We start from the raw sequence: 15791 nt of genomic DNA, 5'->3' as shown, positions 1-15791 counted from the left end.
ATGGAAAAAATAGAGAAATTAGAACCGCGGTTAGAAAAATTAGAGCGAAGTCTAGCGAATTAGACTGATCTATAACGATTTAGATCTTTTAGAGTCGGAGAAAAAAATGACCCACCCCATACCCCTCCATCTACCGGACGACGTATTCCACGGCCTGACAACGCCAAAGTACAGGACGAAGTCATCATCTGCGACGGCGATCCGACCACGCCATCGCGGCTAGCCAACGCAAGCGGCTGCGGCACGCGCAACGCCTGGCGAGCGATCTGGTTGCGTTTTCCCGGCGACCGCACATGGAAGCTAGCCGCCGCTTGCCGCGCGGACGAATAGAGAGCGCTACTCGCCGACCGGCGCCAGTCGGATAGCCTGGCCGCCGCCGGGAGCCAGCTTGAGTTGCAAGACGGTCTTGGAGGTGACGATCTTCTTCTCGATGACGATGTCGAAGCGGTGGCTGTTGCGGTAGTCGGCGTGCTCGCCGTCGCGGTAGATCTCGGCGGTGTAGCGCTTGCCGGGATCAAGGAAGGACAGCGGCAGCGACAGGGTGCGCGCCGCGCCGTCCGTCACCGAACCGACATACCAGTTGTCCGAGTGGCGGTCCTTGCGGGCGATGGTCGCGTATTCGCCCACCGCGCCGTGCAGCACGCGCGTGTCGGCCCAGTCGGTCGGCACGTCCTTGATGAATTTGAACGGACCCGGATACTTCTCATAGTTCTCGATCAGGTCCGCCGCCATCACCACCGGCGAGTAGATCACCACGAAGCTGGCCAGCTGCTTGGCCTGCGTCGAGTTGATTGGCTTGCCCTTCACGCCTTCCAGGCTCAGGATGCCCGGCGTGTAGTCCATCGGCCCGCTCAGCATGCGCGTGAACACCAGGTTCACTTCGTGATCGACGCCGTTGATCGGATTGCCCCAGGCGTTGTACTCCATGCCCCGTGCGCCCTCGCGCGATACCCAGTTCGGATAGGTGCGGCGCAAGCCGGTGTCCTTGATCGGCTCGTGCGTGTCGATCGCCAGCTTGTAGCGCGCCGCCTCCGTCACCGCCTTCAGATAGTGCCGCGATCCTTCCTGCGAATCGGTGTAGGCGTAGTGCGTGCCGCCGCCGGCGCTGCGGAACTGCGCCGTGCCGGCATCGGTCACGTAGCCGGACTTGATGCTGTCCACGCCGTGCTTCGCGTACAGCTGATAGCCGGCGTCCATCTGCTCCTCGTAGTGCGCCACGTTGCCGCCGGTCTCGTGGTGACCGATCAGCCGCACGCCCTTGCCGATGGCGTAGGCGCTGGCCGCCGCCAAGTCGAAGTCGGGATACGACTGCGTGAAGCTGAACTCCGAACCGTCGCCGTACCACTTGCCGTCCCAGCCCACGTTCCAGCCTTCCACCAGCACGCCGCGGAAGCCGTGCTTGGCGGCGAAGTCGATATAGCGCTTGGTGTTCGCCGTGGTGGCGCCGTGCTTCGCGCCCGCGCCCCAGGTGCTGTGCTCCAGATGCATCTCCCACCAGACGCCGACAAACTTGGACGGATGCACCCACGATACGTCGCCAAGCTTGTTCGGCTCATTCAGATTCAAAATGAGGTCCGACATATACAAGCCAGCCGCATTGTCGGCGATCTGCATGGTGCGCCACGGCGTGGTGAAGGCGCCCGTGCGCTCGACCGGCGCGCCGGTGGCCGACGGCGTTAGCTGCGCGCGCAGCTTCTGGCCATCCACCTTGCGCAACCACATCGACGCATAGTCGACCAGCGCCGCTTCATGAAACGCGATATGCGTTCCGTCCTTTGTGCGTATGGTCATCGGCGTGTTGGCCGTGCCCACTTCGCTCAGCGGTGTTTTGGTGATCGGGTATTCCAGCGCGGCCATCTCACCGGCCTGCTGCCACCACGCGGTGGCCGGCGCGGCGACGACGAACTCGGTCAGCTCGTCGGCGATGCGGGTCTGCGGCAATTGCGGCTGCTCCGGCAGCTCGTAGCGGAAGCCGACGCCGTCGTCGAACACGCGGAACACCAGCGCCATGCGGCGGTCGTGCTGCGCCTTCTGCACCAGCTCCAGCCGCAGCTCGCGGTAGTGGTTGCGCACGTAGCGGCGCTCGCCCCATGGCTGTTCCCAGGTATCGTCATGCTCGGTCACCGTCTGCCCGGCCAGCGAGAAGCCGCCGTCCAGCTGCGGCGCGTTGGCCAGCACAAAGCCCAGCCGCGACGGCGCGATCAGCGGCTTGCCGTTGCGCTGTACCAGATAGGCCAGCCGGCCGTCGCCGCTCAATTGCAGTGACACGCTGATCTTCTGGTCGGGCGAGGCGACGGTCGCCAGCGTGTCGTCGGCGCGGGCCGAAGCGGCGCAGGCGGTGAGCAGCAGGAGCGCGAGGGCGCGGCGGGAGCGGGGCAGGAGGGACACGGGTGGTTTCCTTGATTGCATGATAGGGACCGCACATCATGCCAGAAAACGAAAAACGCCAGCCGCAAGGGCTGGCGTTGATGCCGCGCGGGCGGCGCTTACTCTTGCGGGGTCAGCGCCAGCGCGGAGCTGAAGTCGCCCATCGGCTTGGCGCCGTTGGCGGCCAAGGCTTTGTCGCGGGTGCTCAGGCCGTCCAGCACCGGCAGGTTGAAGCGGCGCGTGATGGCGCGCAGGATCGAGGCCGAGTCGTACTGGGTGTGGTCCACGCCCTTCTTCACGTACGGCGAGACGATGATCGCCGGCACGCGCGTGCCCGGACCCCATTTGTCGCCCTTCGGCGGGCTGGCGTGGTCGTAGAAGCCGCCGTTCTCGTCGTAGGTGACGATGACCAGCATGTTCTTCCACTGCGGGCTCTTCTTCAGCTTGGCGATGACGTCGGCGATATGGGCGTCGCCGTCGGCCACGCTGGCGTAGCCGGGATGCTGGTTCAGGTTGCCCTGCGGCTTGTAGAAGGCCACCGGCGGCAAGCTGCCGTTGGCGACGTCGGCCACGAACTGGCTGTCGTAGTCCTTCAGGTGGGCCGCGCGGTAGGCCGGGTTCTTCACCGGATCCATGTTGGCGTAGTAGTTGAACGGCTGGTGGTGGAACTGGAAGTTGGGCGGATTGGTGATCGCGCCGCGGGTCGCGCCGGTGGTGGCGGCGGTGGTGTCCTTCCAGGCGCCGGCGTACCAGGCCCAGTCGATGTTCTTGCCGCTCAGCAGGTCGCCGATGTTCTTCTGCGTCTGCGGCGGCAGCGTGTTGGACTTGCCGGCGTCGGCGTACAGGTGGGTGCTGTCGTCGGCGGCGTAGCTGTTGCTGCTCGGCTGGTACGGCGGCTGCATGGTATTGACCGCGTAGAACATGCCGCTGGCGTCGGCCGGCGTGATGGCGCCGTCGTTGGCGTAGGCCGGCGCGCCGTTCAATACGCTGCTCGGCGCGGTGGCCGACGGCGTCAGGCGCACGAAGTTGCCCTTGGCGTCGACGTCGATCTTGGCGATCGAACCCTTGGCCACCGAGGTGTCGGCGTTCGGGTATTGCGGCGCGCAGGCGCAGATCAGGTACTGGTGGGTCAGGAAGGAGCCGCCGAAGGCGCCGATGTACAGGTTGTCGGCCAGCGCGTACTGCTTGGCGATGTCCCACAGCTTCATCTTGCTGCCGTCGTAGTAGCCCATGGTCAGGCCGCCGGCGTCGGAATAGGCCGCGAACTTGTCGTTGGCGCCGCCGTTGATCTGCATCTGGTTGTTGTAGAAGCGGTGCACCAGGTCGCGCGTGATGACCGATTGCGGCAGGTACAGCGGGCTGTTGACGTCGTCGATCTGGAACGGCTTGTTGGCCATTCCCGTCGTCTGCGCCTGCGTGATCACCACGCTCTGGCCGGCGGCCGTCATGCCGCCCCAGGTTGGCGGCAAGGTCGGCAGCGTGCTGCCGTCGTAGTCCTTCTGCGGCACGTAGGCGCTGGTCGAGGTCGGGTTCACGCCCGGCACGCCGTTGGCGCCGGGGAACAGGCCGTACATATTGTCGAAGCCGCGGTTTTCCGCGTAGATGACGACGATGTTCTTGATGTTGTTGAGCGCCAGGCCGGCGTTGAGCGCGGCGGCGATGTCGGCCGGCGCGGCCAGCGCGCTGGCGGCGGCGATGACGTCGGTCACGCTGGCGTTCTCGGCCTTGAGTTTGGCCTGGTCGTCGCCGCTCACTTTGTTGAGGTCGGCGACCAAGCCCGCCTCGGCCACGCCCAGCTTGGCCGCCAGCTTGCTGCTGGCGGCGGCGAAGTCGCCGCCGTTGGCGTCCATCAGCGTGACCAGTTCGGTGGTGAGGGCGCTGACCACGCCGGTGTGGCCGTTCGGCGCGCGCAGCAGCAGTTTCTGGGTGACCTTGACGCCGGCGTCGCCGACGGCGTCGTGGCGGATGGCGTCGGTGCCGACCGTGACCAAGAGCGCGCCGCTGCTGGCGCCGGTGATGGCGTAGCTGCCGTCGGCGCCGGTGCGCACGGACGACGAGCCGCTGTCGCAGGTCAGCTTGGCGCTGGTGCTTTCCAGGCAGACCACGGCGTTCTCATAATAGCTGCCGACCACCTGGCCCTTGATCGCGGGCACGTTGTCGGAGGAGCTGCCGCAGGCGATCAGGCCGGCGCCCAGGCCGATCGACATCAGCATCAGGGGCAGTGGGCGCATCGGGTTCAGTTTCATCTTCTTGCCTTGTGGGGTGGGGTTCAAAGCGCTTCATGCTAGGTTTGAAATATTTCAGGATGATGAAATTTCATGTATCGCTATGTATCCTTTCCTAACTGTCATGTAGCGGTCATTTCACGCTGCTAGGCTTGCCGCATGAAAAAGATTGTCGTTGTCCTCGCCGCCGCGCTGCTGGCGGCCTGCCAGAAACCGCCCGCCGCGCCGCCCGTCGCCAGCCCCGCCGCCTACGCCCCGATGCGGCACCAGCCCGGCGTGCCGGTGCTGACGGCGCTGGGCCGCGCCATGTTCAACGAGCCCAGCCTGTCAGCGTCCGGTCGCCATAGCTGCGCCAGCTGTCACAGTCCCGACAACGCCTATGGTCCGGCCAACCGGCTGGCGGCGCAGCTGGGCGGCGGCGACGGCGCCACGCAAGGCACGCGCGCCGCGCCGTCGCTGAAGTATCTGCAGACGGTGCCGCCGTTCAGCGAGCACTATCACGACGACGACGGCGACGACAGCGTCGACGCCGGCCCGACCGGTGGCTACGACTGGGACGGCCGCGCGCGTTCGGCGCACGAACAGGCGCGCGGACCGCTGCTGTCGCCGCGCGAGATGGGCAACAAGGATGACGCGGCGGTGGTGGCCAGGCTGCGCGCAGGCCCGCTGGCGCCGCAGTTCCGGCAGGCCTTCGGCGACGACATCTTCGACCATCCGGATGCGGCCATGCGCGCCGCGCTGATGGCGCTGGAAGTGTTCCAGCAAAGCCCGGCCGATTTCTACCCCTACACCAGCAAGTACGACGCCTACCTGCGCAAGCAGGCCGCGTTGACGCCGCAGGAGGCGCGCGGCCTGGCGCTGTTCAACGACGAGGCCAAGGGCAATTGCGCGTCCTGCCACATCAGCAAGATTTCGCAGGGCGGGGCCTTCCCGCAGTTCACCGACTACGGCCTGATCAACCTGGGCGTGCCGCGCAACGGCAAGCTGGCGGTCAACGCCGATCCCAAGTATTTCGACCTCGGCCTGTGCGGCCCGGACCGCACCGACCTGCGCGAGCACCGCGAATACTGCGGCCGCTTCCGCACGCCGTCCTTGCGCAACGTGGCGCTGCGCAAGGTCTACTTCCACAACGGCGGCTTTGACAGCCTGGAGCAGGTGCTGCGCTTCTACGTGCAGCGCGACACGGCGCCGCAGAAATGGTATCCGCGCAATTCCGACGGCAGCGTCCACAAATTCGACGACCAGCCGGCCGGCCTGGACGCCAACGTCAACATGGAAGCGCCGTTCGGCGGCCGGCCAGGCGACAAGCCCGCGCTGAACGACAAGGAAATCGCCGACGTCGTGGCCTTCCTGCACACGCTGACCGACGGCTACCCCGGGGTCAGATCTGACATTCGGACAGGAGCTCTGCCGTAGCGGCGGGCGAGCGCTGAGGCCGTGTCCGAATGTCAGACCTGACCCCGATGTAAAATTAGCAAATGTGTCATAGAATGCGGGATTCGCTTTTTATAGACTTCACCCATGAAATACATCAAGCAGTTGAGCATCGCGGCCGTGGTGGTGGCCGTCGCCGGCGCGGGCGCCTTCGTCGCGCTGCGCGGCAAGCAGCCGGCCGCCGCGCCCGCCGCCGCCCCGGTGGTCGCCGGCGCCGCGCCGGAGCTCATGCCGGAGCTGCGCAATATGCTGGCGGCCTACCGCAAGATCATCGTGCTGCTGGCCGACGAGAAGTCGCTGTCCGAATCGGACCGCAAGGCCGCCGGCCAGGTCGGGCAGTCGCTGTTCCACGAGAACCTGGAGCGCCTGGCCAAGGTGCAGGCCATGCTGGCGCAAACCCAGGCGCTGCCGCCGTCGCAGCGCGACGCCGCCGACGATGCGCTGCTGTCGTATATCGAATCGGCCAGCGATCTGTTCGACGCCGACCGCCTGGCCTTCCGCGAAGTGCTGCTGTCGCTGCAAAAGCTGGCGGCCGCCGACCAGACCCTGCCCGCGATCAAGCTGCACAAGCGCGTCAGCGAAGACCTGGCCGCGCTGGAGGATATCGAGAAGCAGTATGACAAGGAGATCAACGACATCTTCTCGCGCTTCGACACGCGCGCCATCACGCCCAAGCGCGAACGCTGGGACGACTATGTGACCCACCTGCGCAAACTGTACGCGCGCGACCAGATCATGAAGGACTACGGCGTCATCGTGCCGTATCCGGAGCAGCCCAAGTCGGCCGAGCAGGAAGTGCAGGCCAAGGAAATCTTCGGCAACGCGCTGCCGCCGAAGACCGTGGTGCTGACCTTCGACGACGGCCCGCACAAGAGCTACACCGAGGAAGTGGCGGCCATCCTCAAGCAGTACAACGTGCCGGGCGTGTTCTTCCAGGTCGGCCAGAACCTCGGCAAGCTCGATGCGCAGGGCAAGCAGACCTTGAGCGCCAACGCCGCCGAGAGCCGCCGCCTGATCGACGCCGGCCACACCGTCGGCAACCACAGCTTCAGCCACGCGCTGCTGTCGAAGGAAAAGGGCGAGCAGCTGTACGGCGAGATCGCCAACGCCGACCTGCTGCTCAAGGCCACTGATGCGCGCCGCTCGGACCTGTTCCGCTTCCCCTACGGCGCGCACAACGCCGAGGGCCTGGCCATCCTGTCCAAGCTGGGCCTGCGCTCGGTGATGTGGAATATCGATTCGCTGGACTGGGCCGACCCGGTGCCGAGCTCCATCGCCAACCGCGTGCTGACCACCCTGAACAAGGAGCAGCGCGGCATCATCCTGTTCCACGACATCCACGAGCGCAGCGTCAAGGCGCTGCCGATGGTGCTGGATAAATTGATCGCCGACGGCTACAGCTTCGCGGCCTGGGACGGCCATGAGTTCAAGGTGACCAAGGGCGGCAAGCCGGAGCCGGAGAAGATCGCCGTCAGCACCGGCTACGCCAACAGCTACGCGGTGGTCATCGGCATCAACGATTACCAGAAATGGCCCAAGCTGCAGTACGCGGTGCAGGACGCCAAGGCTATCCGCGACACGCTGGTCAACCGCTTCGGCTTCGCCGGCGAGCGGGTGTTCACGCTGTCCAACGGCGAGGCCACGCGCAACAACATCCTGGCGCTGTTCCACGACAAGCTGGCCGACGCCCAGCTGAAAAAGGACGACCGCATCTTCGTGTTCTTCGCCGGCCACGGCGCCACGCGCCAGCTCAGCTCCGGCCGCAACCTGGGCTACATCATCCCGGTCGATTCGGACCCGCAGCAGGTCAGCTTCGACGCCATCCCGATGACGGACTTGCAGAACATCGCCGAAAGCCTGAACGCCAAGCACGTGCTGTTCGTGATGGACGCCTGCTACAGCGGCCTGGGTCTGACGCGCGGCGGCGGCAACAGCGCCTTCCTGCGCGATAACGCGCGTCGCATGGGCCGGCAGATGCTGACCGCCGGCGGCGCCGACCAGATGGTGGCCGACGGCGGCCCGAACGGCCACTCGGTGTTCACCTGGACCTTGCTGCAAGCCCTGAACGGCAAGGCCGACCTGAACGGCGACGGCCTGATCACCGCGACCGAGCTGGCGGCCTATGTGGCGCCGGCGGTGGCCAGCGTGTCGCAGCAGACGCCGGCCTTCGGCAGCCTGCCGGGATCGGAGGGCGGCGAGTTCGTGTTCCAGCTGCCGGTGGAGGCGGAGTTCCTCAGCGCGCAGTCGGCGCAGCTGTCGCCGGACGCGATTGCGCTGAACAGCAAGCTCGATAAGGGCCGCGACCAGAAGGCCGACGGCAACACGGTGCTGGTCAAGAACCTGCAGGGCGAGGAGCAGAAGATCGCCGCGCCGAAACCGGTGGACGCGTCGAGCCGCCAGCTGGCGCAGCGCGCCAACGACAAGGGCCTGCAGCTGTACAAGGAGAAGCAGTACGCGCAGGCGGAAGCGGCGTTCACCGAGGCGTTGAAGTACCGTCCCGATTTCGGGCTGGCGGCCAACAACCTGGGCTTCGTCTACTACAAGCAGGAGAAGTACGCGGAGGCGGCGCGCTGGTTCGAGAACACGCTGCAGATCGACACTTCGCGCGCCATCGCCTACCTGAACCTGGGCGACGCCCGCATGCACCTGGGCGACGGCGATAAAGCGAAAAAAGCCTACACCAGCTTCCTGGAGCTGGCGCCCAACCACGCCAACGCCGCCTACGCGAAAGAGCAGCTGAAAAAACTATGAAAAAATCCAAAGCCGATCTTGACGTCATCAGCATCGCGATCGCGATCGTCAGCTTCATCCTGGCCGCCGTGATGATGTCGGGCGGCTTTTCGGGCGGGCAGGCGCAGTGCGGCGACTTCGGCTTCACCTGCCTGGGCAACGCCTTCATCGTGCTGGTGATCGGCACGATGATCGGCTTCGTCACGGCGGTCATGGGCCTGATCCTGGCGCGCTGGCGCTCCTGGTACGGCTGGATAGGCCTGATCCTCAACGGCCTGCCGGCGCTGGCCCTGTGCGGCTGGCTGCTGCTGGTCTTCGTCGCCCGCGGCTAGCGCAGGGTCAAACGCTGCCGGCGCGCTCGATCACCAGGATACGCGCCTGGCCGCACGGGTGCGCGGAGTGGGCCTCGCCCTGGTCGACGAAGAAGATGTCGCCCGCTTGCAGCCGCACCGTTTGCTCCGCTCCGTCCCGGCGGTAGTGCATGTCCACCGCGCCGTCCATCACGGCGAATACTTCCTGGCCGTGGTTGACGTGCCAGCCGTAGGGCTGGTCGGTCCAGTGCAGGCGCACCGTGGCGTCCTGCATGGCGGCGATCAGGTCGGCGCCCCAGGCGCGCTCGGCGCGGTAATCCTTGCTGCGCACAACCCTCATGCCTCATCCCAGTCGTATTCCATTTGCAGCGCGGTGCGCGCGGCCAGGTCGTGGCCGGCCAGGCGCGCCACCAGGTGCAGCGACATGTCCATGCCGGCCGAGATGCCGCCGCTGGTGACGATGCGGCCGTTGTCGATCCAGCGCCGTTCGCCCGCCACCGTCAGGCGCGGGAAGGCGGCGCGCAGGTCGGCGATGTCCTCCCAGTGCGTGGTCACTTGCTGGCCGTCCAGCAGCCCGGCCTGCGCCAGCAGGAAGGCGCCGGTGCACACCGACGCCACCAGCTCGCAAGCGGGCGCGGTGGCGGCGATCCAGCGTATCACCTCCTGCTTGTCCTGCTCCGCCGTCACCACGCCGCCCGGCACGATCAGCACGTCGATCTGGCCGGCGTTGCCGAAGTCCGCCTCGGGGAACACGCTCAGGCCGGCGCGCGCGCGCAGCATGGCGCTGCGCTGGCCGATGGTGCGCACGCGGAACGGCGCTTCCGATCCCGGCGCCAGCTTGGCGGCCATCCGCGTGGCGCAGGTGAATACTTCGTAGGGACCGGCGAAGTCGAGCACTTCAACGTCGTCGAATACATAGATGCCTATGGTGCGTGTCATGGTGGCTCCTTGAGTAGAAGCGTTCATCATGCCCTGATGGTGGTTGACACAAATGACATTCATGGTTGAATATCTGCCACATGAAACCTATCGACATCTGGCTGCTCGTTTATCCCGGCTTCGTGCTGCTGGACGCCACCGGCCCGGCGCAAGTGTTCTCTACCGCGAACGACGAGGCGCGCGACGCCGGCCTGCCCGAACCCTATCGCATCCGCATGATCGCGCCCGGCGGCGGGCTGGTGGCGTCCACCGCCGGCGTCAGCGTGATGACGGAGCCGCTGCCCCGGCGCAGCCTGGCGGGATCGACCCTGATCGTGGCCGGCGGCCGCGGCCTCGAACTGGGCGACAGCGCGGCGCTGGAGCCGGCCAACGTGCGCTGGGTGCAGCGCGCGGCCGGCGGTGTGCGGCGCTGCTGCGCGGTGTGCACCGGCGCCTTCGTGCTGGCGCAGGCCGGCCTGCTGCAGGGCCGCAGCGCCGTCACGCACTGGATGGACGCCGCGCAGCTGCAGGCGCAATACCCGGAGGTGCGGGTGCTGGACGACGCGATCTACGTCAAGGATGGCCCCTACTACACGTCGGCCGGCATCGCGGCCGGCATGGACCTGGCTTTGAGCCTGGTCGAGGAAGACCAGGGGCGCGGCGCCGCGCTCGATACGGCCAAGCGGCTGGTGGTGTTCTTCAAGCGGCCCGGCGGCCAGCGCCAGTTCAGCTCCGAGCTGCTGGCGCAGGCCGATCCGCAAGGCCTGCACGGCCAGCTGACCGACTGGCTGCGCCCGCGGCTGCAGCGCCAGATCGATGTCGAGCAGATGGCGGCGGCGTTCGCGCTGTCGGTGCGCACGCTGCACCGCCGGCTGCAGCAGGAGGCCGCCATCTCGCCGGCGCAGCTGCTGCTGCGGCTGCGCATGGAGGCGGCCTGCGGCCTGCTGGAGCGGCCCGGCATGAGCGTCAAGCGCGCCGCCAGCCAGAGCGGCTTCGGCAGCGAGTACAATCTGCGGCGCGCGTTTGCCGCCCAGCTGGGCGTGGTGCCCAGCGATTACCAGGCGCGCTTTGGCTGAAGCGGACGATATTGATGATGCAAGAATTCGAGAAGTGGGTGGCGCGCGTGCTGCTATTGAACAGCGCGCTGGCCTTGGGCGTGAGCCTGGGCCTGCTGGGCGAGCAGCAGGCGCCTGATGCGTTGCCGCTCTTGTACGGCGCCGCCATGCTGGGCTTCCTGTCGGCCGTGCTGTCGCTCAAGCGCTGGAAGACCGGCCTGTGGGGCGGCCTGTTGTACTACGCGCTGCAACTGGTCAGCATCTATCCGTTCGGCGGCGGCTGGCAGTTCGCCGTCAAGGCTGGCGTCAGCATCGGGCTGGTGATGCGCTTCGCCAGCGGCGTGGTGGTGGTCAACATGGTGGCGCTGGCGCTGCTGGCGGCCACCGGCGCCGTGCTGGCCTGGCGCTATCGCGCGCCGAACACCTGACCGCCCAGGTAGGAGTAGTAGAAGCGCTGCCGGCCGGTGGCCAGCAGCACCCGGTGGGCGCGCAGGAAGTCGCGGCCCAGTATCATGTCGATGTGCTTGATGCCGAACTGCTGGGTGTTGGGCAGCGCGCCCAGCGCGATGCGCGGGTGGCCGATGGTTTCCTCGCCGATGGCGAAACTGTCGAACACGGCGCCCTCCGGCCCCGGGGCGGTCACGCCCAGCGCCGCCGCCGTGCCCAGGTCGACCACCGACTGTTCGGCGCTGGTGTCGATCAGCGCGCGCACGCTGCGGCCGTTGAGCTGCGTCTGCACGTAGGCGGCGCTGTGCTTGTCGCTCAGTTCCAGCGGCACGTCCAGCGCCTGCGTGTCCCAATAGGCCAGCGATTTGGCGCCGCAATCTTCCTCCTTGAAGAATTTCAGCTTGCGCTCGGCCAGCGCGATTTCCAGGTCCGACTGCAGCAGGTAGTCGGCGCCGACCTTGCCGCCGTAGCCGGGATCGTCGGCGCGGTCGACCACCGGGAACCAGGCCCTGGCCACGCGCGCCGGCCCGATCACCACTTCCTCCGGCTGGGCCGCGAAGCTGGCGGTGTCGGTGTCGGCGCCGCGCACGCGGTTGAGGGTGCGCGTCAGCGGCAGTTGCTGGCGGTCGGCCTCGGCGCGCGTGAGCACGGTGCGCGGCGCGCCGGTGTCGATCAGCATGCGCACCGGCTTGCCGTTGACCTGGCCTTCGATGTAGGGGATGCCGGTCGCGGCCTGGAGGTTGAGCTCAAGCGACGCCAGCTCGGTGTAGCGGCAGGCGTGGGCGGTGGCGCTGGCCGCCAGCAGCAAGCCGGCGCCCAGCAGTCGTTGCAGGGTAGGGTGGGTCATGGCGCGAAAGCGATGGGTATGCCTGGATCAGGCGACGCCCGATGTTAGCATTTCAATCAACTTTCGTGGCCGCCAATTTTTACGGCTTGCGGAAGCGCAGGATGAACTGGTCGGTGTGGGCGCGGATGCCGGTCTCGAACACCTGGGCCGTGCGGTCGTCCTTGGGATTGCGCAGCGCCTGCGATTCGGCGTCGAGCACGAAGCCGGCCGCCAGCACTTCCTTCTTCACCAGCGCCTCGTCGATCCGGTGCAGCTTGGCCATGCCGGCCTCGTCCAGCCCCGGCTGCGCCGCGTGGTCCAGCACTATATAGTAGCCGCCCGGTTTGAGCGCCTCGAACACCGCCTTGTTCAGCTCGGCCGTGCCGGCGGCGCCGCTCCAGATGCGGATGTCGTGGTAATTCTGCGAGGTCCACACCAGGTCGGCCTTGACCGGCACGTTGAGCGAGGCGGCGCTGACCGCTTCATGCACGTTGGCGCGGCCCGGCTCGGCCGACACGGCCGGCGGCAGCGGCTTGCCCTTCAGGCGGTCCAGCAGCACCTGCGGCGCGATCGCATACACCGCGCCCTGCGGGCCGACCGCCGTGCTGAACAGGCGGGTGAAGTAGCCGCGGCCGGCGAAGTAGTCGACCACCACCTGGCCCGGCTGCACCTTGGCGAAGGCCAGCATCTCGGCCGGCTTGCGGTCGGCGTCGCGTGCCTTGTCGGCGTCGGGGCGGGTGGCGTCGGCCACGGCGGCGGCGGCCAGCGGCGCTTGTCCGGCGGCACCGGCCAGGCCGGCGGCCAATGCCAGGGCGCTGCTCAGGCAAAGTAATCCCAAGGTGCGGTTTCTAGGCAACAATTTCATTTTGGAAGTCTCCATAGGTGGGGGGAGGAACCGGCGGAATCCGGATTATGCGCCGGATATGTCAAATTGGCATGGGTTCCCCCCATTGTTCGGTCATCTGCCGGTCATACGGCAAGGGCAAAATGTCCGTATGGATATATTTCTACGCGAAAAATTGGCAGCAAAGACATTGTATTTTCCTTTGGGAATTACTCTGAAGGTAATTTTTTTAATAAATAAACATTCCTCTCAAGCAGGTTGCGCCAGAGAGACAGCGATGGAAATAAATTCTTTTGGGAAATTTACTCAGATATAATCGACCCCTTGGACTCCCATCTGAAGAGCCGTTTGTCCAGTTCCGGCCGGGATGGCCCGAAACTTGTGGCCAAAAGAAAAGTTTACTTAATGAAAGTCCAAATTCAGTCGTTATATGCAGTACGGAGTAGTTTTTTCCGGCAGCATCTAAAAAATTTTGTTAAAAAAGTAACAAATCCACTAGGGCTCGAGCGACAGGCATAAGCTGATCGCTCGAGTTGCTTTCTGAGCAGATAGAGAAGTACCTCCAGGAGAATTAGCATGAGTTTCGCGACCAGTTTTACCACTGAGCAGATTGCCAGTTTCAGCACGGCCCAGATCATCACACTGGCAACTGCCGATATTGCGGCGTTCAATTCAGATCAGTTGGCCGCGTTCACGACCATGCAGATCCCTGCCTTCACTACTGCTCAGGTGGCAGGGGGCCTGACCTCCACCCAGATCGCCTTCCTGACGACCCAACAAGCCAACGCGCTGACCTCGAGTCAGATCGGTGCGCTGCAAACGGCGGCCATCGCTGCGATGACCACCAACGACGTTGCCGCGCTGGCCACGGCTGCGGTCGGCGGCATCACGGTCGGCCAGGTCAAGGCGCTGACGACCAGTCAAGTGGTCGCCCTGACCAGCAACCAGGCCGGGCAACTGAGCTCGACCCAGGTCGCCGCGCTGAGCACCGCCTCCATCGCCGCGCTGGAAACGGCCGACCTGGCCGCGATCAAGAGCGCCGCCATCGCCGTGTTGGCCAGTGACCAAGTGGCCGCGCTGACCACGGCGCAAATCAATACGATGGGCACCGCAGCAGTGGCCGCGCTGAGCACCGCCGGCATCGCCGCGCTGAGCAGCGACCAGGCCGTCGCGCTGACGTCGGCGGAAATCGCCGCCATGAGCACGTCGCAAGTTGCCGCGCTGTCGAGCAAAGCCATCGGCGCGATCGAGACCGCCGACCTCGGCGGCCTGAGCACCAATGATATCGTCGCCCTGCGTACCTCGCAGCTGGCCGGCCTGGCCACGGCCCAGGTTGCCGCGCTGTCGACCAACCAGATCGCCGCGCTGAGCACCGCCGCCGTCGCCGGCCTGAGCACCGATCAAGTAGTCGCGCTGACCACCGCACAAGCGAGCTCGCTGAGCACCGCACAGGCGGCTGCGCTGAGCACCAAGGCCATCGCCGCGCTGGAAACGGCCGATTTTGCCGCCCTGTCGACCAACGCGATTGCCGCATTGAGCGTCGCGCAAGTCAAGGCGCTGAGCACCAATGATGTGGTCGCCCTGAGCACCGCAGCCGCAGCCGCGCTGAGCACCGCGCAAGTGGCCGCGCTGTCGACCGATGCGATCGCCGCGCTGGAAACGGCCGATCTGTCGGCCATCAAGACCGCCGCCATCGCCGCCCTGAGCTCCGCCCAGGTCGCCGCGCTGACCACCGCCCAGGTCAACAACCTGGCCACCGCTTCGCTGGCCGCGCTGAGCACCGCCGGCGTCGCCGCGCTGACCACCAACCAGGTCGTCGCGCTGACCTCGGCCCAGCTGAGCAGCCTGGCTTCGGCCCAGGTTGCCGCGCTGTCGAGCAACGCCATCGGCGCCATCGAGACCGCCGACCTGTCCGGTCTGACCACCGCCAACGTCGCCGTGCTGCGCAGTTCGCAGCTGGCCGGCCTGGCCACGGCGCAGGTTGCCGCGCTGTCGACCAACCAGATCGCTGCGCTGAGCACCGCCGCCGTGTCCGGTTTGAGCACCAATCAGATCGTCGCGCTGACCACCGCGCAAGCGAGCTCGCTGAGCACCGCGCAAGTGGCCGGTCTGACGACCGCCGCCATCGCCGCGCTGGAAACGGCCGATTTTGCCGCCCTGTCGACCAACGCGATTGCCGCATTGAGCGTCGCGCAAGTCAAGGCGCTGAGCACCAATGATGTGGTCGCCCTGAGCACCGCAGCCGCTGCCGCACTGAGCACCGCGCAAGTTGCCGCGCTGTCGAGCGATGCGATCGCCGCGCTGGAAACGGCTGACCTGTCGGCCATCAAGACGGCCGCCATCGCCGCCCTGAGCTCCGCCCAGGTCGCCGCACTGACCACCGCCCAAGTCAACAACCTGGCCACCGCCTCGTTGGCCGCGCTGAGCACCGCCGGCGTCGCCGCGCTGACCACCAACCAGGTCGTCGCGCTGACCTCGGCCCAGCTGAGCAGCCTGGCTTCGGCCCAAGTCGCCGCGCTGAGCAGCAACGCCATCGGCGCCATCGAGACCGCCGACATCGTCGGCCTGACCACCGCCAATGTCGCCGCCTTGCGCAGCGCACAGCTGGTGGGTCTGGCCACGGCACAGGTGGCC

12 protein-coding genes are annotated in these 15791 nt (G+C 66.5%); 6 read left to right on the top strand and 6 right to left on the bottom strand.

Annotation, left to right across the window (positions count from 1 at the left end; all coding sequences use genetic code 11):
• Positions 1–336 precede the first annotated feature (336 nt).
• Together RUGAMON1_RS14255 and acpA are read right to left on the bottom strand one after the other, a co-directional pair.
• Complete coding sequence (locus tag RUGAMON1_RS14255) at positions 337–2388, bottom strand: glycoside hydrolase family 97 protein (RefSeq protein WP_445231136.1); 2052 nt, start codon at positions 2386–2388, stop codon at positions 337–339.
• A 98-nt stretch (positions 2389–2486) separates the two neighbouring features.
• On the bottom strand, positions 2487–4613 hold the full coding sequence (gene acpA, locus RUGAMON1_RS14250; RefSeq protein ID WP_445231135.1) for an acid phosphatase: 2127 nt from the start codon (positions 4611–4613) through the stop codon (positions 2487–2489).
• A gap of 138 nt (positions 4614–4751) precedes the next feature.
• Here acpA and RUGAMON1_RS14245 point away from each other — a divergent pair, with 138 nt between their 5' ends.
• The 3 genes from RUGAMON1_RS14245 (at position 4752) to RUGAMON1_RS14235 (ending at position 9088) form a co-directional block, all read left to right on the top strand.
• Positions 4752–6008 (top strand): cytochrome-c peroxidase, encoded by a 1257-nt coding sequence (locus tag RUGAMON1_RS14245; protein WP_445231134.1) that lies wholly within the window; start codon positions 4752–4754, stop codon positions 6006–6008.
• A 105-nt stretch (positions 6009–6113) separates the two neighbouring features.
• Positions 6114–8777, top strand: a complete 2664-nt coding sequence (locus tag RUGAMON1_RS14240) for a polysaccharide deacetylase family protein (RefSeq protein ID WP_445231133.1) — start codon at positions 6114–6116, stop codon at positions 8775–8777.
• Entirely contained in the window at positions 8774–9088 is a 315-nt protein-coding gene (locus tag RUGAMON1_RS14235) for a hypothetical protein (protein ID WP_445231132.1), read from the top strand. Before RUGAMON1_RS14240 ends, RUGAMON1_RS14235 begins: the two co-directional genes overlap by 4 nt.
• A 7-nt stretch (positions 9089–9095) precedes the next feature.
• Here the strand turns inward: RUGAMON1_RS14235 and RUGAMON1_RS14230 are convergent, their stop codons facing one another.
• Both RUGAMON1_RS14230 and RUGAMON1_RS14225 read right to left on the bottom strand, forming a co-directional pair.
• The gene (locus RUGAMON1_RS14230) at positions 9096–9407 is read right to left on the bottom strand and encodes a cupin domain-containing protein (protein ID WP_445231131.1); all 312 of its coding nucleotides are present in this window, start codon (positions 9405–9407) and stop codon (positions 9096–9098) included.
• Positions 9404–10006: a DJ-1/PfpI family protein gene (locus RUGAMON1_RS14225; protein ID WP_445231130.1), complete on the bottom strand. Its 603-nt coding sequence runs from the start codon at positions 10004–10006 to the stop codon at positions 9404–9406. Before RUGAMON1_RS14225 ends, RUGAMON1_RS14230 begins: the two co-directional genes overlap by 4 nt.
• An 80-nt stretch (positions 10007–10086) precedes the next feature.
• On the opposite strand from RUGAMON1_RS14225, the gene RUGAMON1_RS14220 reads away from it, so the two are divergent.
• Both RUGAMON1_RS14220 and RUGAMON1_RS14215 read left to right on the top strand, forming a co-directional pair.
• Positions 10087–11061, top strand: a complete 975-nt coding sequence (locus tag RUGAMON1_RS14220; protein WP_445231129.1) for a GlxA family transcriptional regulator — start codon at positions 10087–10089, stop codon at positions 11059–11061.
• Positions 11062–11075: 14 nt separating this feature from the next.
• Positions 11076–11468 carry a hypothetical protein gene (locus RUGAMON1_RS14215; RefSeq protein WP_445231128.1) on the top strand — a complete coding sequence of 131 codons (393 nt, stop codon included), beginning with the start codon at positions 11076–11078 and terminating at the stop codon, positions 11466–11468.
• On the opposite strand, the gene RUGAMON1_RS14210 is transcribed toward RUGAMON1_RS14215, so the two are convergent.
• Together RUGAMON1_RS14210 and RUGAMON1_RS14205 are read right to left on the bottom strand one after the other, a co-directional pair.
• A complete protein-coding gene (locus tag RUGAMON1_RS14210) occupies positions 11447–12334 on the bottom strand; it encodes a retroviral-like aspartic protease family protein (RefSeq protein WP_445231127.1) in 888 nt (295 codons plus the stop codon). The genes RUGAMON1_RS14215 and RUGAMON1_RS14210 overlap by 22 nt on opposite strands.
• A 79-nt stretch (positions 12335–12413) precedes the next feature.
• Positions 12414–13178 (bottom strand): class I SAM-dependent methyltransferase, encoded by a 765-nt coding sequence (locus RUGAMON1_RS14205; RefSeq protein WP_445231126.1) that lies wholly within the window; start codon positions 13176–13178, stop codon positions 12414–12416.
• 555 nt (positions 13179–13733) lie between these two features.
• Here RUGAMON1_RS14205 and RUGAMON1_RS14200 point away from each other — a divergent pair.
• Positions 13734–15791 (top strand): beta strand repeat-containing protein (locus RUGAMON1_RS14200; protein ID WP_445231125.1); only part of this gene is annotated, 2058 nt, incomplete at its 3' end.

The organism is Duganella rhizosphaerae (assembly GCF_040364205.1).
Classification (GTDB): Bacteria; Pseudomonadota; Gammaproteobacteria; order Burkholderiales; family Burkholderiaceae_D; genus Rugamonas; species Rugamonas rhizosphaerae.
Note: the sequence above shows the minus strand (reverse complement) of the source record. Positions and strands in the feature narration are given on the sequence as shown.